Genomic DNA, 21,946 nt, shown 5'->3' with positions numbered 1-21,946 from the left:
GCCGGTTGCCGGCTGTTCGCCACGGAGCGCAATGCTAGACGAACAGCCGGCGAAACTCGTCTATCGGCAGCGGTTTGTGGAAGAAATAGCCCTGGCCGCGGTCGCATTGGTGCAGCTGCAATAGCTCCAGTTGCTGCGCGGTTTCTACGCCTTCGGCCTGGACTTTCAGGTTCAGGCCGTGGCCCAGGCCGATGATGGAACGCACGATGCAGGCATCGTTCTGGTTGTCGTAGATATCGGCAACGAAGGATTTGTCGATTTTCAGCGTGTCCATCGGAAACCGTTTCAAATAGCTGAGCGAGGAAAAACCGGTGCCAAAATCGTCGATCGCCAGGCGAATGCCCAGGTTTTTCAGTTCCTGCATTTGTTTGACGGTCTTCTCGAAGTGCTCGACCAGCATGCTTTCGGTAATTTCCAGCTCCAGCCGCTCGGCCGGAAAGCCGGTTTCCGCCAAGATGCCGCGCACGCTGTCGACCAGCGTGGTTTTCTTGAACTGGCGCGCCGACAGGTTGATCGCCAGCAACAGCTTCCGCTCGCGCAACGGCGCCGCCATAAAGTCGCGGCAAGCCGTGCGCATGACCCATTCGCCGATTTCGACGATCAAGCCGCTGTTCTCGGCGATCGGGATGAATTCGTCCGGACCGATCGGGCCGATGGCCGGCATCCAGCGCAACAGCGCTTCGGCACCGATAATCCGGCCGCTGGCCAAATCGACTTGCGGCTGGTAGGCCAGCGAGAATTCGTTGCGGGCCAGGCCATGGCGCAAATGGTTTTCGATGTTTAATCGGCGCAAGGATTGGGCGTTGGCCGAGGCATTGTAAAACTCGAAGGTGTTGCGGCCGTGTTGTTTCGCCAGGTACAACGCGTCGTCGGCGTGTTTCAACAGTTGTTCGCTGGTCGTGGCGTCCTGCGGGTAGACGCTGATGCCGAGGCTGGTGCTGACGAACAACTGGTGGTCGTCGATGAAAAACGGTTCGTTGACGGTGTTGATCACGCGCTGGGCAATCTCGCCGGCGTCGGCCGGGCTGGTCAAATTCAGGCCAATCAGTGCGAATTCGTCGCCGCCGAGCCGGGCCACGGTTTCTTGTTCGCGCAGGCAGGCCGAAATGCGTCTGCCGACCTCGATCAGCAATTTGTCGCCGACCAAGTGCCCCAGCGTATCGTTGATGTTTTTGAAACGGTCCAGATCCAGATAGAACAGCGCGAAAATTTGCGGATTGCGCTTGGCTTGGTGGATGGCTTGTTCCAGCCGCTCGTTGAATAGCGAGCGGTTGGCCAGGTCGGTCAACGGATCGTAGTACGCCATGTGGCGGATGATTTCTTCGGTATCCTTACGGTCGCTGATGTCGTGGATGATGGAGACGAAATGGCTGATCGAATTGCTCTCGTCGAGGATGGGCGCGATCGATTCCAGGCACCAAAACAATTCGCCGTTTTTTTTGCGGTTCAAAAATTCGCCGTGCCAGGCGGAGCCGCTCAATAAGGTTGCCCACAGGCCTTTGTAAGTCTCGTCGGCGGTCAGATCGGATTTGAGCAGGTTGGCTCGTTGGCCTAACACTTCGTCCGCCGAGTAACCGGTAATCTGGAAGAAGGCCGGGTTGCAATATTCGATACGGGTTTGGGCGTCGGTGACGATGACCATGCTCGAGCTGTATTGCATCGCCAGCGTTAATTTGCGCAGCTCTTGTTCCGTTCTCTTATGGTTTTCGATTTCTCTGGCCAGGGCCGAGTTGGCCGCGACCAATTGGGCTTGGCTCGGTATGGCCAGGATTTTCGGCACCAAGGGCCAAACCAGTGCCGCCGTCGTAATCGAACTGATGGCCGTGGCCAGTTTGACGAATCCGGACAGCCAGTAATCGGGCACCCAGACATTCCAGATGCTGAGCAAGTGGGTGGTGCCGCACAGGAAGATGAACAGGCCGAACAGCCAATAAATCCAGCTAAACGGAATATCCTGGCGTTTTTTCAGGATGTAGACCAGCGCGAACGGGATCGAGTAGTAGGACAACACGATCAATGTGTCGGACACCACATGCAGCAATAGCAGATCGTTCTGCCACAAATAACATTGGCCGTGAGGCATGTACGGGTGCATGTCGAACAGGTGGTCTGGCATGTTTCGCTCGCTATAGGTTTATCGAGCGCCGGAAGGCGCCGGTCCGGGTACCGGCGATTCTGGCCCTGTCGGTTTAGGATACTCGCGTTCCGTCTAACTGGCGGGCAAGCTTAACGTAAATTCCTGTTGAAAAAAACAGGTTAATAACGTGAGTCTGTCGCTGGGGGATTACGCGGTCAGGCAGGGTGAGCCCGGATCACCGTGCGTCGAGTAATCCGGGGTGGGGCGAAGCGGAGGGCGGGCTAGCCTTTGCGTTTGGCTTTTTTGGCTTTGCCTTTCAGCGTTTGCTGGGCGATCAAGGAGCGGGCCAGTTTGCGTAAACCGTTGGAGGAGACTTCCAGACCCAACGGCGAGCCGATGGATTCCAATTCGTACATCAGATCGGTCGCGGCAATCAGCGTCACGTAGCGCAACTTTTCGCCGCCCGGCAATTGGCTGGAGGCGTCGCGCAACAACGGTGCGAAAGTATCCCACGAGCTGTTGAAAAATTTACGGACCGGGTCGTTCTCGGCGACCGATTCGCTGCTCAGGCCTTGCTCGAAGGCGCTGCCGGCTTTTTGCAGGACTTCATGCAATTTGGCGCGGGTATCCTCGGCATTGCTGCCCAACTGCGCCGTGGCTATCGATTTATCCAGAGACGCTTGCCAGTTTTGCCAGAGCCCGCGCCACTGCTTCAACTCGGCTTCGTTGAGAACCGCGGCCGGCTTGACGTCGTTCGGATTCGGGTTGTTGGCCGTGTAGCCCAGGTTGATTTGTAAGCCGTTGGCGTCGGCCTTGGCTTGGTTGAAGCGCAAGCTGTTGATCGTATCGTGCAACTCTTCGCTATGCTCGGCGGCTATATAAGGTACCAGCGCTTTGGCGATGTCCGGCCGGACTTGGTTCAAATCGATTTTTAAGCCGGACAGCTTCGGTTCGGCGGCTTTTTTGATCAAGGATTGCAATTGGCTGATATTCAGCGGCTGGCCGTTGCGGTCGAACGCGTTGAGCTGGGTAACCGGAAAACTCAGCACGTTGCCCGAAGCGTCCAGGGTGGGTTGCTGAAAGGTCTGCAGGATACCCGACCATTCCACCAGCGCCATGCATTTGCCGCCCAATGCCGTGCCGATGCGGGCCTGGACGTTGTTCTGGATTTTGACTTGGCCGTTTTCGCCGCTGATTTGCGGATGGTCCAAATCCAGATAGCTGCATTGTTTGCCGTCTTTCCAGGCCCGTACCGATTCGTCGGGGCCGGTGTAGAGCTGATTGACCAGAACGCTTCTGATAAAGCGGTATTCCATCGGCACGGGAATGTTGATTTCGCGGGCTAGACCGTTCTCCGCCGTCAGCAGCAGGGCGGTAGAGATTAAAACGGTACGCAGTGTTGACATGAATTTACTCCTTAACGTTGTCGGGCGCTGTTGGATTAAGCGCGGCGGCGCCGCGGTAAGCCGATGAAATGGGATAACGCCGGTCGCGGCCGAACGCCCTGGGCGTGATGCGGATGCCCGGCGGCGATTGCCGGCGTTTGTATTCGTTACGGTCGACCAGCGAGACGGCGCGTTCGACCGCGTCGCGCGGATAGCCCCGCGCGACAATGTCGGCGGCCGATTGGTCCTGTTCGATGTACAGGGCCAGAATCGGATCCAGCACCGAGTAGGGCGGCAGCGAGTCTTCGTCTTTTTGGTCCGGCGCCAGCTCGGCCGACGGCGGCCGGGTGATGACCCGCTCCGGAATCACAGGCGATAGGCTGTTGCGGTATTCGGCCAATTTATAGACCATCAATTTGGATACGTCCTTTAACGGCGCAAAACCGCCGGCCATGTCGCCATACAGCGTGGCATAGCCGACGCTCATTTCGCTTTTGTTGCCGGTGGTCAGCAATAGTTTGCCTTGCTTGTTGGATAAAGCCATCAACAACACGCCGCGGCAGCGGGCCTGGATGTTTTCCTCCGTAGTGTCTTTTCGGCTGCCGGCGAACAAGGGCGCCAGCATGTCGGAAAAAGCGTTGACGGCGGGTTCGATCGGTAGGGTGTGGAAATTTACCCCGAGTGCTTCGGCTTCCAGCCGGGCGTCTTCGTTGCTGATATCGGCCGTGTAGCGCGACGGCATTGCCACCGCTTCGACCTTGTCGGCGCCCAACGCATCGACAGCCAAAGCCAGCACCAGCGCCGAATCGATGCCGCCGGACAAGCCCAAAATCGCGCCCTGAAAGCCGTTCTTGCGCACATAGTCGCGAATGCCGAGCACCAAGGCCTTATATTCGCTGACTATCGGTCGGTAAAGCGCGACTACGCCGGTTCCGGTAGGTGCGGCGCCGTTGAATTCGACCACATCGAGCTGCTCTTCGAATTCCGTCGCACGATAGACGACTGCGCCGCTGCGGTCGGCAACGAACGAGGCGCCGTCGAATACCAGCTCGTCCTGGCCGCCGACCTGGTTGACATAAACCAGCGGGATGCCTGCAGCGCGGACGTGGTTGCAGATGACATCTTCGCGTTGCTGCATTTTGCCGGCGTGGAACGGCGACGCGTTCAAAGCCAGCACGATGTCGGCGCCGGCGGCGCGGTTAGCGGCCATGGTATCCGGCAGCCAGACGTCCTCGCAGATGGCCAACGCCAGTTTGCAGCCGTTGGCTTCGAATAGGCCGCATCCGGTTCCGGGCTTGAAGTAGCGTTGTTCGTCGAATACGCCGTAATTGGGCAGGGCGGTTTTGTGGTATTCGGCGACGATAGCGCCGTCGCGGATTGCCGCTGCGGCGTTGTACAGTTTGCCATCCAGGCGACGCGGGAAGCCGATCACCGCAGTGATGCCGCGGATTTGCGCGACCAGTTGCTGCACGGCCCGTTCGCTTTGTGCCAGGAAATCGGCGCGCAGCAACAGGTCCTCCGGCGGATAGCCGGTTACGCACAATTCCGGAAACACGACGACGTCGGCCCGGCGTTGGCGAGCTTGCTCGGCGGCAGCCAGGATTTTGCCGACGTTGCCGGGAATATCGGCAACGGTGAAATTGAGTTGAGCTAAGGCGATTTGCAAGGTCATCGATTACTTCGAAAAACAATCCCGTATTGCCGCACCGATATCCGACGGCGAACTGACCATGCTGACGCCGGCCGCCTTCATCGCCGCGACCTTGCCGGCCGCGGTGCCGCTGCCGCCGGTGACGATGGCGCCGGCGTGGCCCATGCGTTTGCCGGGCGGTGCGGTTTGGCCGGCGATGTAACCGACCACCGGTTTCGTCACCCGGGCTTTGATGAATTCCGCCGCCTGTTCCTCGTCGCTGCCGCCGATTTCGCCGACCATGACGATACCCTCGGTTTGCGGATCGTCCTGGAACCGCTGCAGCACGTCGATGAAGTTCATACCGTGGATCGGATCACCGCCGATGCCGACGCAGGTACTTTGGCCCAGGCCCTCGCGCGTGGTTTGGTGGACCGCTTCGTAAGTCAGGGTGCCGGAACGGGAAACGATGCCGATTTTGCCGGGTTGGTGAATATGGCCGGGCATGATGCCGATCTTGCATTGGCCCGGTGTGATGACGCCGGGGCAGTTGGGGCCGACCAGCAACGATTTCGTACCCTGCATCGCGGCTTTAACTTTCAGCATCTGCAATACCGGGATGCCCTCGGTAATGCAGACGATCAACTCGATGCCGGCAGCGACCGCTTCCAAAATCGCGTCGGCGGCGAAGAAAGGCGGCACGTATATCATCGTGGCGTTGGCGCCGGTAGCTTGGACGGCTTGCTCGACCGTGTCGAATACCGGCAAATTCAAATGCGCGGAACCGCCGCGGCCCGGCGTGACGCCGCCGACCAGTTGCGTGCCGTAGGCCAGGGCCTGTTCGGAGTGGAAGGTGCCTTGTTTGCCGGTGAAACCCTGGCAAATGACTTTAGTGTTTTTATCGATCAAGATAGCCATTACGCTACGCCCTCCGCCAATTTAACCGCCAATTCCGCGGCTTGGTTTAAATCGTCCGCAGTTGCCAAGCCCAATCCGGACTGGCTTAACATGGTTTTGCCCTGCTCGACGTTAGTGCCCTCCAAACGCACCACGACCGGAATGGTCAAATGCATTTCCTCGACCGCTGCCAGAATGCCGGCGGCGATGACGTCGCATTTGACGATGCCGCCGAAGATATTGACCAGCACCGCCTTGACGGTGCCGTCGGACAAAATCAGTTTGAAGGCTTCCTTGACCTTGTCTTTATTGGTGCCGCCGCCAACGTCGAGAAAATTGGCCGGTGCGCCGCCTTTCAGTTTAACCATGTCCATCGTCGCCATCGCCAGACCGGCGCCGTTAACCATGCAGCCGATATTGCCGCCCAGCGTGACGTAGTTCAGATCGAACTGCTTGGCTTCGGCTTCCTTAGCGTCTTCCTGCGACGCGTCGCGCATGGCGGCGATGTCGGGGTGTAAGGCGAGCGCGTTGTCGTCGAAATTGATTTTGGCGTCCAAGGCTACCAGTCTGCCGTCTGCGGTTTCGATCAACGGATTGATTTCGATCTGGCTGCAATCCTTGGCCAGGAACAAGCGGTACATGCCTTCCAAAATGGTTTGCAATTGGCCCTGTTGCTCTTTGCCCAAGCCGAACGCCGCGCCGATTTGCCGGCCTTGGTAGGGCTGCAGGCCGGCGGCCGGATGTACCGGGACTTTGACTATTTTTTCCGGGGTTTGCGCGGCGACCGCTTCGATATCCATGCCGCCGGCAGCGGAGGCGATGAAAATCAGGCGTTCGCTTTCCCGATCCAGCAGCAGGCTCAAATAAAATTCGGATTTGATCGCCGAAGCCTCTTCGATCCAGACGCTATTGACCGGTAAGCCGGCGGCATCGGTCTGGTGGGTTACCAAGCGCGTACCCAGCATGTCCGCGGCGAATTGTCCGGCTTGTTCCGGGCTGCGGGCCAGTTTTACGCCGCCGGCCTTGCCGCGGGCGCCGGCGTGGATTTGCGCTTTGACGACGCAAGCCGAACCGGCCAATTGGCGCGCGGCATCCTGCGCTTCGGCGGCATTGGCTGCCACCGCACCGCGCGGAACCGGGATTGAAAAATCTGTAAATAGTTGTTTCGCCTGGTATTCGTGAATGTTCATCTAGGTGCTCCATGTTGAGGCGGACATCGCGGCGTTCCAAGTTGGTGCTATGATTGCCGGACACTAATTTTAAACAACTCCTGAAAAAACGACGGGCAATGCGAACCCCTGCGGCCGACACTTTATACCCCTGTCCCTTTTCCAAAGGTTACGGTATTCCCAGTCGGCAGGCTTGGCTGATGCTGAAAATCTTTGCCCTGTACCGTTTCGTCACGGCCAGCCTGTTCTCGATGCTGTTTTATTTGCGTTTCGGCCCGTCCTTGCTCGGCGCCTACGACGCGGCATTGTACCAGTTCGCCAGTGCGGCCTATTTGGCGATTTCGTTGATTGCCGGGCCGATCGCATTTCGCCAACGGCTGGGTTACGCCCGGTTGGCTCAGATTTTTATCTTTACCGATATTGTGTTGGTCACGTTGATGATGCACGCCAGTGGCGGCGTCGGCAGCGGCATCGGCATCTTATTGGCGATATCGATAGCGGCCGGCGGACTGTTGGTCGGCGGCCGTTGCGCGATCTTGTTTGCCGCCTTGGCCAGCCTGGCGATTTTGGCCGAGGAGCTTTATGCAATCCAGACCCGCGCCTTCGAAACCACGACGCTGACCTATGCCGGTATGCTCGGCGTGGCTTTTTTTTCGATTGCCTTTCTGTCGGTGATCCTGGCGCAACGCGCCGAGCAGGCCGCGATTCTGGCACAACGCCACGAGCAGACCATCGCCCGCCTGGAAAGCCTGAACCGCTACATCATTCAGCATTTGCAATCCGGCATCATGATCGTCGACGACCGCCAGGCCACCCAATTGTCCAACCAATCGGCACTGCGCTTGTTGGGGCTGGAACGGCAGCCGCAGGCATTGGCCGAAATCTCGCCGCAATTGCAGCAGGCTTTCGAGATGTGGCGCGAACGCCGCGAGCAGGATTTTGCCATCGTGTCTTTGCCCGACCGTAGCGAAATTCAAGTTCAGTTCTCGGCGTTGGCCGTGGAAGAAGAAACTTTGAACATGATGATTTTCGAAGACATCGCCTTGTACAATCAGCGCTTGCAACAAAGCAAATTGGCTTCCTTGGGCCGGTTGACGGCCAGTATCGCCCACGAAATCCGCAACCCGCTGGCAGCGATCAGCCATGCCGGCCAATTGTTGGCGGAATCGCGCGCGCTGGATGCCCAGGATTTGCGCCTGACCGAAATCATCCGGATTCACTGCCAGCGGGTGAATGGTATCATCGAAGACATTCTGAAGCTGTCGCGGCGGGCGCCATCCCAGAAGCAGAAAATTGTGCTCGACCAGTGGCTGCCGGCTTACTTGAGCGAACAACGCCTCAATCTGGGGCTGGCGGAGGATACGTTCAAACTGTCGTTTCAGACCCACGCACTCGCTGCCTGTATCGACGCCGGCCATTTGAAGCAGATTCTGGACAATCTGTGCGCCAATGCGTTGAAGTATGGCCGGCCGGAAGCGGGGCCGATTCTGGTCGAGGCGGGCATGGCGCAAGGCTCGCCTTACATCAGCGTGATAGACAACGGGCCCGGTATCGGCGCCGACAATCTACAGCATCTGTTCGAACCGTTTTTCACCACGTCTCACCAGGGGACCGGGTTGGGACTTTACATTTCCAAGGAATTGGCCGAATTGAACCGGGCCGAGTTGAATTACGCCCCCGGCGAAAAATCCTGTTTTACCTTGTTATTGGCGAATGCCGATCGGGCGGCGATTGAAATATGAATATGCCTGTTACGTTAGTGGTCGACGACGAACCCGATATTCGGGAACTGTTGGAAATCACGTTAAACCGGATGCAGATCCAGACCCGTAGCGCGGCTACGTTAGCCGAAGCCAAGCACTGTCTGGCTAACCAATCCTTCGATTTATGCTTGACCGACATGCGCTTGCCGGACGGAGACGGCTTGGAACTGGTCGATTACATCCAGGCCCAAGGTTTGACACTGCCGGTGGCGGTAATCACCGCCCATGGCAGCATGGATATCGCGATCAAGGCCATGAAAAAAGGCGCGTTCGATTTTCTGTCCAAGCCGGTCGATCTGGCGGTGTTAAGGCAATTGGTCAGCCATGCCTTGCAGATCTCGCTGAACCGGGTGGCCGAAAAGGAACGCCGCACCCGCGATTTGTTGCTCGGGGAATCGGCGCCGATGCGCAATATCCGCTCCAAGATCGATAAAGTGGCGCGCAACCAGGCGCCGGTTTACATCAGCGGCGAGTCGGGTTCCGGCAAGGAATTGGTGGCGCGGCTGATCCACCAGCAAAGCCCGCGCAGCGAAAAGGCTTTTATCGCCATCAATTGCGGCGCGATTCCGCACGAATTGATGGAAAGCGAATTTTTCGGCCACAAAAAAGGCAGCTTCACCGGGGCGGTCAGCGATAAGCAAGGTTTGTTTCAAGCCGCGGACGGCGGCACGCTGTTTCTGGACGAAGTGGCAGATTTGCCGTTGGCTTTGCAAGTCAAATTGCTGCGGGCGATACAGGAAAAGAAAATCCGTCCGATCGGCGAGCAGCGCGAAATTCCGGTGGACGTGCGTTTGCTGAGCGCAACCCACAGGGATTTGGCCAAAATGGTTCAGGAAGGCAGTTTTCGGCAGGACTTGTATTACCGGATCAACGTCATCGAATTGAATCTGCCGCCATTACGGGCGCGAGCCGCCGATATTCCGCAATTGACCGAACATCTGCTGCAAGGTTTGGCGCGGGCCAACGGTATTGCTATCCCGCGCCTGTCGGATGCGGCGTTGAATGCGCTGAAACAGTATTATTTTCCGGGCAACGTCCGCGAGTTGGAAAATATTTTGGAGCGGGCTTTGGCGCTGCACGAGGGCGGCGTGATCGAGGTCGACGATTTGAATTTGCCGACGGGTTTGGACTTGGCCGCGGCGGAAGATTTCGATGCCGAAAAAATGTCGCTGGAAAGTTATCTGGAAGATATCGAGAAAAAAGCGCTGAGTTCGGCTTTGGAGGAAAACCGCTGGAATAAAACCGCGACGGCTAAATATTTGGGCATGAGTTTCCGCTCGTTGCGTTACCGGTTGAAGAAACTCGGTCTGGAATAAGCGGCCGGCAGCCTGCTGCGCAAGGCTGCCGCAAGGCCGCCGTCGTTATTGGTATTTGTCCAGCGTTCTCAATTGTTGTAGCGCGGCTTGGATTTTGGCGTTGGTGGCCTCGTCCAGCTCGTTGTTTTTATAGACTTTGTCCAGCAGGCCTTCTTCTACCAGCGCGTCTTTGATCCAGCGTTTGGCAAAGGAGTAGCTGGCCGGGAATTTGGCGACTTCGCCGGTTTTCGGGTTTTTCAGGCTGTCGGGATTTGCGGCCGGTTTGGTTGCGGCGGTTTTGGCCGGAGCGGCTTTGCTGGCGGCTTTGCTGGCGGTTTTCGCGGCGGGTTTGGCGGGGGCTGGTTTGGTGGGCTTTTCTACGGTTTTGGCGGCGGCGGGCGGGGCGACAGGTTCCGCGAGCGGCGCCGGCTTGGCAGCTTCCGGTTTGGGCGCCTCGGCTTTCGGAGTTTCCGGAACTTCCTTCTTGCCGCCTAATACTACAAATACCACATAAGCCACGAAAATAGTCGTTGCGATGAAAAGCAATTCAGCCATAGTCCTTCCCCCTTGTTTTAATTCTATTTATTAAAGTTTAAGTACGCTGCAATGGCAAATAGGATTGCCGAATCCGAATATACCAGAGCGCGCCATGCCGGTAAACCAATTGGCTTGCTGTTAAGCGCGGGAGTTTTTCCCCGCATAAACTTTAAATAACCTTGGTGGGCGATTTGGGCGCGGCGAACAATATCGCATTGGAAACCTGGCTGTCGATTAAATTACGGTCGGGTTTGCCGAATGCGTAACCCTGGCCGAAATTGACGCCGATTTCTTTCAATTTAAGCGCGGTGCCGGTCGATTCGACAAATTCGGCGATGGTTTTCTTGCCCAATTTCGAGGCAATTTCCACCATCGATTTCACTAGAATCTGGTCGGTTTCGTTTTCCAGCAGGTTTTTAATAAACTGGCCGTCGATTTTTACATAATCGACCGGAAAGGTTTTCAAATAATTGAAGGAACAAAATCCGGCGCCGAAATCGTCGAGCGCGAATTTGCAGCCCAAAGCGCGAATTTTATTGATCATGTGCCGGGTTTTATCGAAGTTATCCACGGCGGCGGTTTCGGTGATTTCGAAGGTCAGGCGGCCGGCGTCGACCCAGGTCATTTCCAGCTTGTCGCTGATCGTGGATAGCAAATCCGGGTATTGGAACGCGGTGCTGGACAGGTTGATCGCCAATGACACGTAGGACATGTAAGACGGCAGCGCGGCCAGGAAGTCGATGGCGTTTTCCACCACCCATAGGTCGATGGCGTGAATCAAGCCGGTGCGCTCGGCTACCGGAATGAACTGGTCCGGCGTGATGATCTCGTCGCCCTCGCCGCGCATTCGGAGCAAGACTTCGTAATGGGAGATATTGCCGTCGGCCAATTGCACTACCGGCTGAAATACCAGAAACAGGCTGTTGTCGCGCAACGCTTTACGGATCAACGGCACCCAATAGATGTCGCGCCGCCTTTCCTTAACCGTGAGGTCTTCGCTGTTGTAGACGCAGACCTTGTCGCGGCCGGTGTTTTTCGCGAAATTGCAGGCCTGGCGGGCGTGCAGAATCATCTCGCCGGGGTGGAAGGCCGATACCGAATTGTCCAGCGTGGCGATGCCGATCGAAACCGATGCGCTGTAGCAGACCTCGCCGGTGAAGAAGCGGAAATTGTCGACGGTGTTCTTGATGGTTTCGGCCAAAAGCTGTGCCTGTTTCTTGGTCTTGTTCTCGATGAACAAACAGAATTCGTCGGCGCCGATGCGGGCAAACAGGCTGGCCGGCGGCGTCATTTTTCTGACCAGAATCGCCAGCTCCACCAGCAGCCGGTCGCCGACCTCGAAGCCTTCCAATTCGTTGATCAGGCTGAAGCGGTCGACGTCGATGAACAACAGCGCCCCGTCTTTTTGGGTTTTGTTGCTGCGGTTCAAAATCAGGCGTAACTGGCGCTCGAAGCTGCTGCGGTTGAATAAGCCGGTCAGTTCGTCGTGCGCCACCAGAAATTTGAGCTTGGCGTCGATGACGTTTTTCGCAGCCAACTCGTTGATCAATTGTTCTTCCTGGCGTTGGCGCAACTGGCGTTCCTGCTTCAGGCTCAGCAGAAATTTCACGGCCAACAATAATTCCTGGGTGTTGACCGGGGTGTGGATCCGGTAAGTCAGGCAATCGGATTCGGGTTCGGTTGGGCAATGCTCGGAGGCGCACTCGAAGTGTTCGCTGTTTAACAACAACACCGGAATCACCGACGCGGTCGTGGTGCTGGACAGGTTACGGCACATCTCATGGACTTTGCACTGCGGCAACGCCGTATTCAGCACGATCAGGCCGATGGCGTCGGGGGTTTCGCTGTAAGGGCGGAGTAATTGGTAGATTTCTTCGCCGCTGGCGGCTTGGAGAATATGGCTAAAACCTTTGGCTTTTAGCGTGGATATGATTTTCAACGCGGAGATTTCGTCATGTTCCGCTACGACGATGAGTTTTTCTTTGAGCGCGTCACTGGCAAACATTTAATACCATCCAGGTATTTGTTGGAAATGGGGAGCTTCAAACATGGGCTGGGAGAGTGGCCGGCATTGGTAAAGCTTGTAATTCCATTGAAATGGACTAGGGTTAAGCGCAGACTTTAAAGTCGTTTCTATGCTATTTCCAGTTAGTATAGGTGCAAATTTATAAATTTAGAATTGTTGATGATAGTATCCTCACCCTCCACGTTAACCATTGCCGATTTGTTGCGGGGCGATCTCCAACTCGCTTCTCCCCCCAATATTTACTTCCAATTGAAGAAGATCGTCGACGATTCCGCCAAGACCGCAAAGGACGCCGCGTTCGTGATCGAGAACGACGCAGCGCTGGCCGCCAAGTTGTTGAAGATCGTCAATAGCGCTTTCTACGGCTTTCCGGCCCAAGTCGGTTCCATTGCCCGTGCCATCACGCTGATCGGTACCCGCGAGCTGCAGAATCTGGTGCTTGGCGCGGTTATCGTGGAGCGGTTTTCCGATTTGCCCGGCCAGATTTTCACGATACACGACTTTTGGGCGCGCAATCTGCGTTGCGCGCTGATCGCCCGCGAACTCGACGCGCAATTCGGCAAGCACCACGCGGAAGTCGCCTTTATCTGCGGTTTGCTGCACAACTTGGGCCAGTTGGTGTTCTACCGCCGGATTCCGGTATTGGCTCGGGAAGTGGATTTGCTGTTGCAAGCGCAGGCGCATCTGGAAGTGGACGACGATGTCCATACCGAGCAAAGCGTGATCGGATTCGACCATTTTCAGGTCGGTGCCCAACTGTGCCAGCTCTGGAATCTGCCGGAAGCCATTGTGGAAAGCATCCGCTTGCATAGTTTTCCGGACACCATCAGCCCGTATTCCGACTTGGCCGCGATGGTGCGGTTGGCCAATTGCCTGAGCCGGATCGAGAACCCTTACGACGCGCTGGCGGTCAGCGCCCTCAACCTGTCCCCGGAACAAATCAGTTTTGTACTGGACAAGATCAGCGACGAATTCGAAGTCATTTTTAAACTGTTCTACCCCTCCCGCTAATTTATCCCGCTTTTCCGTGCCGGCCCCCTAAGGCTTGCCGCCGGTTGTGACGCAAATGTTACGGCCGTTTTTGCGGCCGCCACGCTTGCAAATCCAAAAAGGACAGCTTTGTTGCATGATTGCCGGCGGCAAGCCGCGCGGTTGAATATGTGCTGCCTATCAAATATTTTCGATCCGATTCGGCGGATTTGTTGCCCTTAAGCAACGTTGGCGTTGCTTAAACCGAGCTGTCACAAAGCTGTCATATTGCCTCCCTAAAATGCTTCCAAACTCGCCGGCCAAGCCGGTTGGCCTGTCTTAATTTATTGATTTATTTAAATTACGGAGCATTTTTGATGAAACTTTCCAAGCTTAGTTTGGCAATCGTGGCGGTGATGGGTGCCGGCAGCTTTGCCGAAGCCGTCGCGTTGGACCTGTACGTGGACGACAAAACCAAGCAGATCTTTGCCGAGCCCGGTCCCGGCCGGACCAAATTAGGGTCTTTCGAAAAAGTCGAAGACAATGCCAAACAAAAAGCCGATTTGACTGCGATTCAAACCGATCTGGAACTGAAAACCAACGAATTGAAAGCCATCGAAGAGCATATCGTGGCTCAGCGCGAAGACAAGGCCAAGAACGACGAGAAGTGGTTCAACAAGATCAACATGCGCGGTTATACCCAGATGCGTTATAACCAGCCTCTGAGTGGGGATCGCGTCGCTGGCGAACCGGAGCTGAAATCGGTCGGCGATGGTTCGATCGGCAATAACAGTAACTTCTCATTGCGCCGGGTACGTTTGGTTTTCTCCGGCGACATCAACGACTATATCTCGTTGTACTTGCAACCGGATTTCGCCACTACCAACGGCGACCTAAACTTTGCCCAGTTGCGCGATGCTTATGCCGACTTGGCCTTCGACAAAGCCCATGAATATCGGATTCGCGCCGGCCAATCGAAAGTACCGTTCGGTTGGGAAAACCTGCAATCCTCGCAAAACCGTTTGACCCTGGACCGCGACGACGCCCTGAACAGCGCGGTACCCAGCGAACGCGATTTGGGCTTATTTGCCTACTGGAGTCCGTCCGACGTACAAAAGCTCTGGAAGGATTTGACCAAGAAGGGCTTGAAAACCTCGGGTGATTACGGTGTCTTGGGTATCGGTGTTTATAACGGTCAAGGTATCAACAAAGCCGAAGCCAATGACGGGATGTATTTGGTAGCCCACTCTACCTATCCATTCGAGTTGGGGTTTCTCGGCAGTGCAATGCGGGGCCAGGTTTTGGAAATCGGTGCCGATGCGTTATCGGGCCGGTTTAACCGATCCACTGCGGCGTATACCAGCCGCTTCGGTTCCGGCACCCCGACCGCGCGGGATAACAGCGAAGACCGGGTAGGCGTCCACGCAGTCTTATTCCCGCAACCATTTGGCTTGCAAGCGGAATGGAACTGGGGGGCGGGCTCCACGCTCGATCCGGTAACCAACGTCATCGACCGCAAACATTTGGAAGGCGGTTATGTCCAAGCCATGTACAAAATCGACGAAGTATTCGGTACCAAAGGCACGATGTTCCCTTATGTGAAATGGCAAACCTACGACGGCGCGTGGAAAGGCGTTACCAATGCCCCGAGAGTGTCGGTTGATGAAGTCGAGGCAGGTGTCGAGTATCAAATCAATAAGGCTTTGGAGTTAACTGTGGCTTACTCGACTATGAACCGTACCCAAATCCAAACTCAAACAACCGCCGCCGGATTTTTGCAGCAAGCCAGCGGCGACATGATCCGTACCCAGTTGCAGTTCAACTACTAATCGAGCCGCGGGTATTACCCGGGCAGCGGCATGTGTGGAATGAACGCCTCGTTTTTCCTGAAACGAGGCGTTTTTTTTGCCGAATAAAAACCGGATGTCGCTAGCTATCCGCTTACCGACTTCGAACAACGTCGGGTAAACTCCCCAGCTATCTTACGATTACCCGGTATCCGCCTATGTACCCCACCATGCGCCGCCTGCTGTTTCGGCCGGTTATTTTCGTCAGCTTTGTTCTTGGCCTGTTGGTGATTGCCGAATTGTTGGCGATCGGCCGCTTGACCTGGGTTAACGATCAGCGGATCCACATCATCGAACGCGATATCGGCCGCGGCCACCATTTGGAAGATACGCTATTCGAACTGCTGCAACTGCAATTGACGCTGTCGACCAATCAGAGCGCCTCCGAAGCCGAGAAAAGCCAAATGTCCGATATCCAGGAACAATTGATCGGCGGCTTGAGCGACTACGACAGCGCGATTCCGGCTAATCTGCAGCAATTGCAGGAAGTGTTCGGCAAGGCGGTGCAGGGCGACCAGGCCAATCTGGTCCATGCCCTGCAATTGATTAAGCAGGTTTTGGACCGCCAGGCTCAAGAAGAAGAGCGGTTGTTGATCAATATCGAGGACGACGGCGAACTCGAAATGCAGTTGGCGATTTTGTTGCCGCTGTTGCTGCTGTGGATCGTCGGTTATTTCTTCCGCACCAATGTATTGGAACCGTTGGATTGTTTGAAGGAATTGTTGTCCGGTCTGGCGGAAGGCGAAATGAAGCCGATCAACCGCAGCACCTCGGATCCTTTAATGCACGCCTTGTTCGACCGCTATAACCATTTGGTCTCGCGTCTGGTGGAGTTGGAACGCGAACATTTGCAGCATACCGAATTGCTGGAATACCGGGTCCGGCAAACCAGCCACGCTTTGCTGGAGCGCAGCCAGCAGTTGGCCAAGGCAGAGCGTTTGGCGGCATTAGCCGAATTGGCGGCCAGCACCGCCCATGAACTGCGCAATCCGCTGGCCAGTATCCAATTGGCACTGGAGAACATGTTGGAGGAATGCGGCGACAGCGAATTGGCGGAACGGTTGCGGATGGTGTACCGCGAAGTGCAGCGGCTGACTCGCAATTTGAACGATTTATTGGCCTCGGCCCGCAGTAACGGCGAGACGTCGCAACGGGTCGCGGTGCAGCCTTTGCTGGAAGAATTGTTAACCTTGCTGAAATACCAGGCCCGGGAAAATGTGGCGTTCAATTGTCGGGTGGCCGATAACCTGTATGCATTCTTGCCGGAGAGCGAGTTCCGCCAGGCGATCCTGAATTTATTGTTGAATGCGGTGCAGGCCATTGGCCCCAATAACGGCGCCGTCGACGTCACGGCCGAGATTGTAGACGACAAGTTGGAGCTTACCGTGGCCGATTCCGGTCCGGGTTTCAGCGCCGATTTTTTGTGTCACGGCATCCGCCCCTTTGTCAGCCTGAAGGACGGCGGCAGCGGTTTGGGGTTGGCGATGGTCCGGCGTTTCGCCAAAGACCACCAAGGGGCGCTGCAATTGCAAAACGATGCTCAGGGCCATGCTTGCGTAACATTGACCTTGCCGCTGACCGTATGAGGCCGGCCGGCGTAGTTCAATCTGCTAATATTCAGCCTTTTCTGACAATGCAACGCTAATGGCTGACGCACCGAAATCTCTCGCCGCTTATGGTTGGCTGTCCATCGCCGCGGCCGTGTCGACTATCGCGCTGAAAAGTTACGCCTATTGGCTGACCGGGTCGGTGGGTTTGTTATCCGATGCGCTGGAATCAGTGATTAATTTGTTGGCGGCGGTGATCATGGTTGCCGTGTTGAGTATTTCCGCCCGGCCGCCGGATGCTACCCATGCCTACGGCCACGAGAAAATCGAGTATTTTTCCAGCGGCGCCGAAGGCGTGATGATTCTGCTTGCAGCTTTCAGCATCGGCTTTTCGGCTTGGGATCGCTTGTGGCATCCCCAGGCTTTGCAACAACTGGATTTGGGTATCGCCATATCGGTGTTCGCGTCGTTGATTAATCTGGCCGTCGCGCGCATTTTGATCCGGGTTGGCCGCAACCGGCAATCGATCACGCTCGAAGCCGACGGCAAGCACTTGATGACCGACGTCTGGACCACGGTCGGCATCCTGGTAGGGATTGCCTTGATTTCAGTGGGCAACCGGTTCGAAGCCAGTTTGAGTCTGGCGAAAAGTCTGGGTATGACCGGCTGGGAAATTCTGGATCCGTTGCTGGCGATCGGCGTGGCTTTGCATATCGTTTGGGCCGGCTTGCAGTTGATTCGGCGTACCGTTTCCGGATTGCTCGACGCGGCCTTGCCGGCCGACGAGGTCAGAGCCATCGTTGCGGTGTTGGAGCAATACGTCGCCAGCCATGCCATTGCCTACCACGCCTTGCGGACCCGTTACGCCGGCGCCCGCCGTTTCATGTCGGTGCACGTGCTGGTGCCGGGCCAATGGAGCGTACAGCAGGGCCACGATTTGCTTGAAGACATCGAGCGGCGGATCATGGACAATTTGGACAACATCGATATCGACACCCATCTGGAACCGATCGAAGACCTTGCCTCCTGGGAGCATAAATAACGCCTATGCCGGACACTCTGTTAATCATCGAAGATGAGGCCTTGCTCGGTTCCGAGCTGGCGCGTTTTTTTCGGAAAAAAAATTGGGAAGTGACGATTAGCGAGAATCTGCAACAAGCCGAGCGGCATTTGTTGAGCCAGACTATCGATCCGTTGGTGGTGTTGTCCGACATGAACCTGCCGGACGGCAATGCCCTGGATTTGCTGGAAAGAATCAAGGACAAAATCGTCAGCAGCGAATGGGTGTTTTTAACCGGTTACGGCGGGGTTGCCGACTCGGTGCGGGCGGTGCGTTTGGGCGCTTACGATTTCGTCGAAAAACCCTGCGAGCTGGAGCGGCTGAATTTGTTGGTCGAAGGTGCAGCGCGCAGTGCGCGGGCCCAGCGCCAGGTGCAGCAGCAGGCGATGGCGCGCAACAGCAAGCACACGGTAGATGCCTTGATCGGCGGCAGTCAGGCGGCGACTTTACTGAGGACCATGATCGCCCAGGTGGCGAAAACGCCGTTTTCCAGTTTGATCATTTCCGGCGAAACCGGTACCGGCAAGGGCTTGATCGCCCGCATTCTGCACGCCTCCGGCAACCGGGCCAATGCGCCGCTGATCGAGATCAACTGTGCGGCGTTGCCGCGGGAATTGTTGGAATCGGAATTATTCGGTTACGAAGCCGGCGCGTTTACCGGTGCCAAGAAGCGCCACCGCGGTTTGTTCGAGCAAGCCCACACCGGCACTTTGTTTCTCGACGAGATCGGCGAGATGGATCTGGATTTGCAGACCAAGTTGCTGAAGGCGGTGGAGGATTTGCGCATTCGGCGTTTGGGCGGCGAAACCGAGATTGCGATAGACGTGCAAATCATCGCCGCCACCAACTTGAATCTGTTGCAAAAAGTCGAGCTGGGCTTATTCCGCAGCGATTTGTACCACCGCCTGAACGTGATGAGCTTGCGGGTGCCGGCCTTACGCGAGCGCAAGCAGGATTTGGACGAACTGGTGCCGTTTTTCGTCGCCGAGAGCAACCGCAAGTCGGCGAAGAATGTCAGCAAAATTTCCAAACAGGCCTGGGCTTTATTGAAAGGCTACGATTGGCACGGCAACGTGCGCGAATTGCGCAATGTGGTCGAGCGCTGCGTGTTGCTGGCAACCGACGAGAACTTTCCCGAGCATTGGTTGCAATTGCCGAATGCACCGACCGGTCCGGCCGTGCAGCAAAACGAAAACGGCATTTTTTTGCCGTTGGACGGCAGTCTGAGCTTGCACGATATGGAGAAATACCTGATCCAGGAAGTATTGAACCGCACCGACGAAAACGTCACCGCGGCTGCACGGATGTTGGGCACGACCCGCGAGACTTTGCGTTACCGGGTGCAGAAATACAACCTGAAGTGCAAGGGCTCCTAGGCTTCGATCAAATTCAATACGGCTTCGGTGACGTTATTGCCGTCGATTTTGAAGCCGCGCATTTCCAATACGCCTTTGGTGTTCAACGAAATAATCAAATTCAGCGCATCCGGATAAGCGGCTTCGGCGATGTCGGTGGCCGAGGGCGTGGCCGGCGCGTCGGGATGGGAATGGTAAATCGCGAACAGGCTTTGCCCGTTTTCGCGCATTTGCTTCATCGCCGCGATTTGTTCGGCCGCATCCAGTAAAAATCGGCGTTTCGGCTCGGCGGCACTGTTGTTGACCGGGTAGCAGCCGACCGGTTTGCCGCTGGCGTCGGCGCCGATCAAACCGCAGATCTCGGCCTCCGGTGACATTTGCGCCAGATGCAGCAATTGGTTGGTCAGTTTGCGCGGCAGGTTGATTTCTAAAGTGTTGGTCATGAATTCCATACCCCTGTGGTAACGCGAGGATTATTCGCTAAATCGTTGTGCGTGGCGATCTGCCGGTAACCGAGCGCCGCCAAAATCGCCTGGACGCCGGCTTGTTGATTGTAACCGTGTTCCAGCAGCAGGTGTCCTTGTGGCTTCAGGTGGGCTCGGGCTTGTTCGGCGATCAAGCGGATGTCTTTCAGGCCGTTTTCGGCGCTGACCAAAGCGCCGGCCGGTTCGAAACGGACATCGCCCTGCTGCAAATGCGGGTCGTCGTCGGCAACATACGGCGGGTTGCTGACCACCAAGTCGAAAACGGATTCGGTAATTTCCGCAAACCAATTCGATGCGGCGAATTCGACGTTAGTTACCCGGAGCTGCGCAGCGTTACGCTTGGCGATTTTCAGTGCCGCCAAGCTGACATCGGTACCGGTGACTCGGGCCAGCGGCCGTTCGGCGGCCAGCGTAATCGCCAGTATCCCGGAGCCGGTGCCCAGATCGATGACCTTGCCGGGACTATCGGCCGGCAGCAAGCTCAAGCAGAGTTCGATCAGTAACTCGGTATCCGGTCGCGGAATCAGTACGTCGGCGTTGACTAGAAAGTCGCGCGACCAGAATTCGCGGCAGCCGGTCAAATAAGCCACCGGAACGCCTTGCCGGCGGCGTTCGAGCAAGCTGCGAAATTCGGCGACCGGTTCGGCATCCGGCCGGTGCTCCGGCCAGGCGCGCAGATATGAGCGCGGCTTATCCAGGCAATGGCAAAGCAGAACTTCGGCGTCGAGCCAGGCGGTTTCGGAGCTTTCGGCTAGCGTGCGGGCGGCGGAAGCCAGCAAATCGGCGATGCTTGCCGGTCGGCCGCGATCGGCGTCAGACATTGCCGAGCTGGGTCAGCAATTCGGCCTGATGCTCGTGGATCAAGGGTTGAATGACTTGCTCCAGCGCGCCTTCCATAATGTCTTCCAATTTATACAGCGTCAGGTTGATGCGGTGGTCGGTCAGGCGGCCCTGCGGGTAATTGTAGGTGCGGATGCGCTCGGAACGGTCTCCGCTGCCCACCTGCAGTTTGCGGCTTTCCGATTGTTCGGCATGGATTTTTTCTTGTTCGGCGGCCAGCAAACGCGCTTGCAGTACCGACATTGCCCGCGCCCGGTTTTTGTGTTGCGAGCGCTCGTCCTGACACTCGACGACGACGCCGGTCGGAATGTGGGTGATGCGGATCGCCGAGTCGGTGCGGTTAACGTGCTGGCCGCCGGCGCCGGAGGCGCGGTAGGTGTCGATGCGCAGATCGGCCGGATTGATCTCGATTTCGTCGACGCTGTCGACTTCCGGCATGATCGCCACGGTGCAAGCCGAGGTATGGACGCGGCCTTGCGATTCGGTTTCCGGCACCCGCTGCACCCGGTGCGTGCCGGATTCGAATTTCAATTGCGAATAGACGTTCTGGCCGGCGACGCGCATGATGATCTCTTTGTAGCCGCCATGCTCGCCGCGGTTTTCGTTGATGATTTCCACATTCCAGCCTTGGCGCTCGGCATAGCGTTGGTACATGCGCGCCAGGTCGCCGGAAAAAATCGCCGCTTCGTCGCCGCCGGTACCGGCGCGGACTTCCAGAAAGACGTTGTGGTTATCGTTGGGGTCTTTCGGCAGCAGCAGGATTTGCAATTCCTGCTCCAGGATTTCCCGCCGGCTGTCGGCCGCGGCGATTTCTTCCTTGGCCATCTCTCGCAGTTCCGGGTCGCTGTCTTTGGCCATTTCCTTGGCCGCTGCCAAATTGGCTTCGTTATCTTGGTATTGTTTGTAGCAGGCGACGATGGGTTCGAGCTGGGCATACTCCTGGCTCAGGCTGCGGAATTGGTTTTGGTTGCTTTGCACTTCCGGTTGGGTTAGCAGCGCGGTAATTTCTTCGAAGCGCTCGCCGAGGTTTTCCAGCTTGGTTTTTATCGAGGGTTTCATTAACA

At 56.7% G+C, this 21,946-nt stretch carries 17 protein-coding genes; 7 read left to right on the top strand and 10 right to left on the bottom strand.

Translation table 11 applies throughout. The features are described 5' to 3' along the window. Nucleotides 1-34: 34 nt before the first annotated feature. The 5 genes from VXJ35_RS18970 to sucC all read right to left on the bottom strand — a co-directional run bounded on the left by VXJ35_RS18970 (nucleotide 35) and on the right by sucC (nucleotide 7,179). Nucleotides 35-2,116: a bifunctional diguanylate cyclase/phosphodiesterase gene (locus VXJ35_RS18970; RefSeq protein WP_064022758.1), complete on the bottom strand. Its 2,082-nt coding sequence runs from the start codon at nucleotides 2,114-2,116 to the stop codon at nucleotides 35-37. Nucleotides 2,117-2,358: 242 nt separating this feature from the next. After that, on the bottom strand, nucleotides 2,359-3,483 hold the full coding sequence (locus tag VXJ35_RS18965; RefSeq protein ID WP_064022757.1) for a hypothetical protein: 1,125 nt from the start codon (nucleotides 3,481-3,483) through the stop codon (nucleotides 2,359-2,361). A 4-nt stretch (nucleotides 3,484-3,487) separates the two neighbouring features. Continuing rightward, entirely contained in the window at nucleotides 3,488-5,134 is a 1,647-nt protein-coding gene (locus VXJ35_RS18960) for an NAD+ synthase (RefSeq protein WP_064022756.1), read from the bottom strand. 3 nt (nucleotides 5,135-5,137) lie between these two features. Further along, nucleotides 5,138-6,010: a succinate--CoA ligase subunit alpha gene (gene sucD, locus VXJ35_RS18955; RefSeq protein WP_064022755.1), complete on the bottom strand. Its 873-nt coding sequence runs from the start codon at nucleotides 6,008-6,010 to the stop codon at nucleotides 5,138-5,140. After that, nucleotides 6,010-7,179 (bottom strand): ADP-forming succinate--CoA ligase subunit beta, encoded by a 1,170-nt coding sequence (sucC, locus tag VXJ35_RS18950; protein ID WP_064022754.1) that lies wholly within the window; start codon nucleotides 7,177-7,179, stop codon nucleotides 6,010-6,012. The genes sucD and sucC overlap by 1 nt, the downstream gene beginning before the upstream one ends. Before the next feature lie 179 nt (nucleotides 7,180-7,358). Between sucC and VXJ35_RS18945 the strand changes: the two genes are divergently transcribed. Both VXJ35_RS18945 and VXJ35_RS18940 read left to right on the top strand, forming a co-directional pair. Continuing rightward, entirely contained in the window at nucleotides 7,359-8,900 is a 1,542-nt protein-coding gene (locus VXJ35_RS18945; RefSeq protein ID WP_082881000.1) for a PAS domain-containing sensor histidine kinase, read from the top strand. Next, on the top strand, nucleotides 8,897-10,237 hold the full coding sequence (locus tag VXJ35_RS18940) for a sigma-54 dependent transcriptional regulator (RefSeq protein WP_054763602.1): 1,341 nt from the start codon (nucleotides 8,897-8,899) through the stop codon (nucleotides 10,235-10,237). The genes VXJ35_RS18945 and VXJ35_RS18940 overlap by 4 nt, the downstream gene beginning before the upstream one ends. Nucleotides 10,238-10,282: 45 nt before the next feature. On the opposite strand, the gene VXJ35_RS18935 is transcribed toward VXJ35_RS18940, so the two are convergent. Both VXJ35_RS18935 and VXJ35_RS18930 read right to left on the bottom strand, forming a co-directional pair. Next, entirely contained in the window at nucleotides 10,283-10,771 is a 489-nt protein-coding gene (locus VXJ35_RS18935) for a hypothetical protein (RefSeq protein WP_064022752.1), read from the bottom strand. A 151-nt stretch (nucleotides 10,772-10,922) separates the two neighbouring features. Next, the gene (locus tag VXJ35_RS18930) at nucleotides 10,923-12,758 is read right to left on the bottom strand and encodes an EAL domain-containing protein (RefSeq protein ID WP_064022751.1); all 1,836 of its coding nucleotides are present in this window, start codon (nucleotides 12,756-12,758) and stop codon (nucleotides 10,923-10,925) included. A 180-nt stretch (nucleotides 12,759-12,938) separates the two neighbouring features. On the opposite strand from VXJ35_RS18930, the gene VXJ35_RS18925 reads away from it, so the two are divergent. The 5 genes from VXJ35_RS18925 to VXJ35_RS18905 all read left to right on the top strand — a co-directional run bounded on the left by VXJ35_RS18925 (nucleotide 12,939) and on the right by VXJ35_RS18905 (nucleotide 19,578). Further along, a complete protein-coding gene (locus VXJ35_RS18925; RefSeq protein ID WP_054762725.1) occupies nucleotides 12,939-13,790 on the top strand; it encodes an HDOD domain-containing protein in 852 nt (283 codons plus the stop codon). A gap of 335 nt (nucleotides 13,791-14,125) precedes the next feature. Further along, nucleotides 14,126-15,577 carry a porin gene (locus VXJ35_RS18920; RefSeq protein ID WP_064023598.1) on the top strand — a complete coding sequence of 484 codons (1,452 nt, stop codon included), beginning with the start codon at nucleotides 14,126-14,128 and terminating at the stop codon, nucleotides 15,575-15,577. Nucleotides 15,578-15,753: 176 nt separating this feature from the next. Then, nucleotides 15,754-17,181 carry a HAMP domain-containing sensor histidine kinase gene (locus tag VXJ35_RS18915; protein ID WP_231914782.1) on the top strand — a complete coding sequence of 476 codons (1,428 nt, stop codon included), beginning with the start codon at nucleotides 15,754-15,756 and terminating at the stop codon, nucleotides 17,179-17,181. A 58-nt stretch (nucleotides 17,182-17,239) separates the two neighbouring features. Further along, nucleotides 17,240-18,184, top strand: coding sequence for a cation diffusion facilitator family transporter (locus VXJ35_RS18910; protein ID WP_064022749.1), 945 nt, complete (start codon nucleotides 17,240-17,242; stop codon nucleotides 18,182-18,184). 5 nt (nucleotides 18,185-18,189) lie between these two features. Then, nucleotides 18,190-19,578, top strand: coding sequence for a sigma-54 dependent transcriptional regulator (locus VXJ35_RS18905; protein ID WP_064022748.1), 1,389 nt, complete (start codon nucleotides 18,190-18,192; stop codon nucleotides 19,576-19,578). On the opposite strand, the gene VXJ35_RS18900 is transcribed toward VXJ35_RS18905, so the two are convergent. Genes VXJ35_RS18900 through prfA form a run of 3 tightly spaced genes read right to left on the bottom strand, consistent with a single transcriptional unit; the run spans nucleotide 19,575 to nucleotide 21,941 of the window. Beyond that, complete coding sequence (locus VXJ35_RS18900) at nucleotides 19,575-20,000, bottom strand: M67 family metallopeptidase (protein WP_054762726.1); 426 nt, start codon at nucleotides 19,998-20,000, stop codon at nucleotides 19,575-19,577. The genes VXJ35_RS18905 and VXJ35_RS18900 overlap by 4 nt on opposite strands. After that, the gene (prmC, locus tag VXJ35_RS18895; protein WP_064022747.1) at nucleotides 19,997-20,863 is read right to left on the bottom strand and encodes a peptide chain release factor N(5)-glutamine methyltransferase; all 867 of its coding nucleotides are present in this window, start codon (nucleotides 20,861-20,863) and stop codon (nucleotides 19,997-19,999) included. The genes VXJ35_RS18900 and prmC overlap by 4 nt, the downstream gene beginning before the upstream one ends. Next, nucleotides 20,856-21,941 (bottom strand): peptide chain release factor 1, encoded by a 1,086-nt coding sequence (prfA, locus tag VXJ35_RS18890; protein ID WP_064022746.1) that lies wholly within the window; start codon nucleotides 21,939-21,941, stop codon nucleotides 20,856-20,858. Before prfA ends, prmC begins: the two co-directional genes overlap by 8 nt. Nucleotides 21,942-21,946: the final 5 nt, after the last annotated feature.

The organism is Methylomonas sp. DH-1 (assembly GCF_046097555.1).
Classification (GTDB): domain Bacteria; phylum Pseudomonadota; class Gammaproteobacteria; order Methylococcales; family Methylomonadaceae; genus Methylomonas; species Methylomonas koyamae.
The sequence above is the reverse complement of the archived record's forward strand: the minus strand, read 5'-3'. Positions and strand labels throughout refer to the sequence as shown.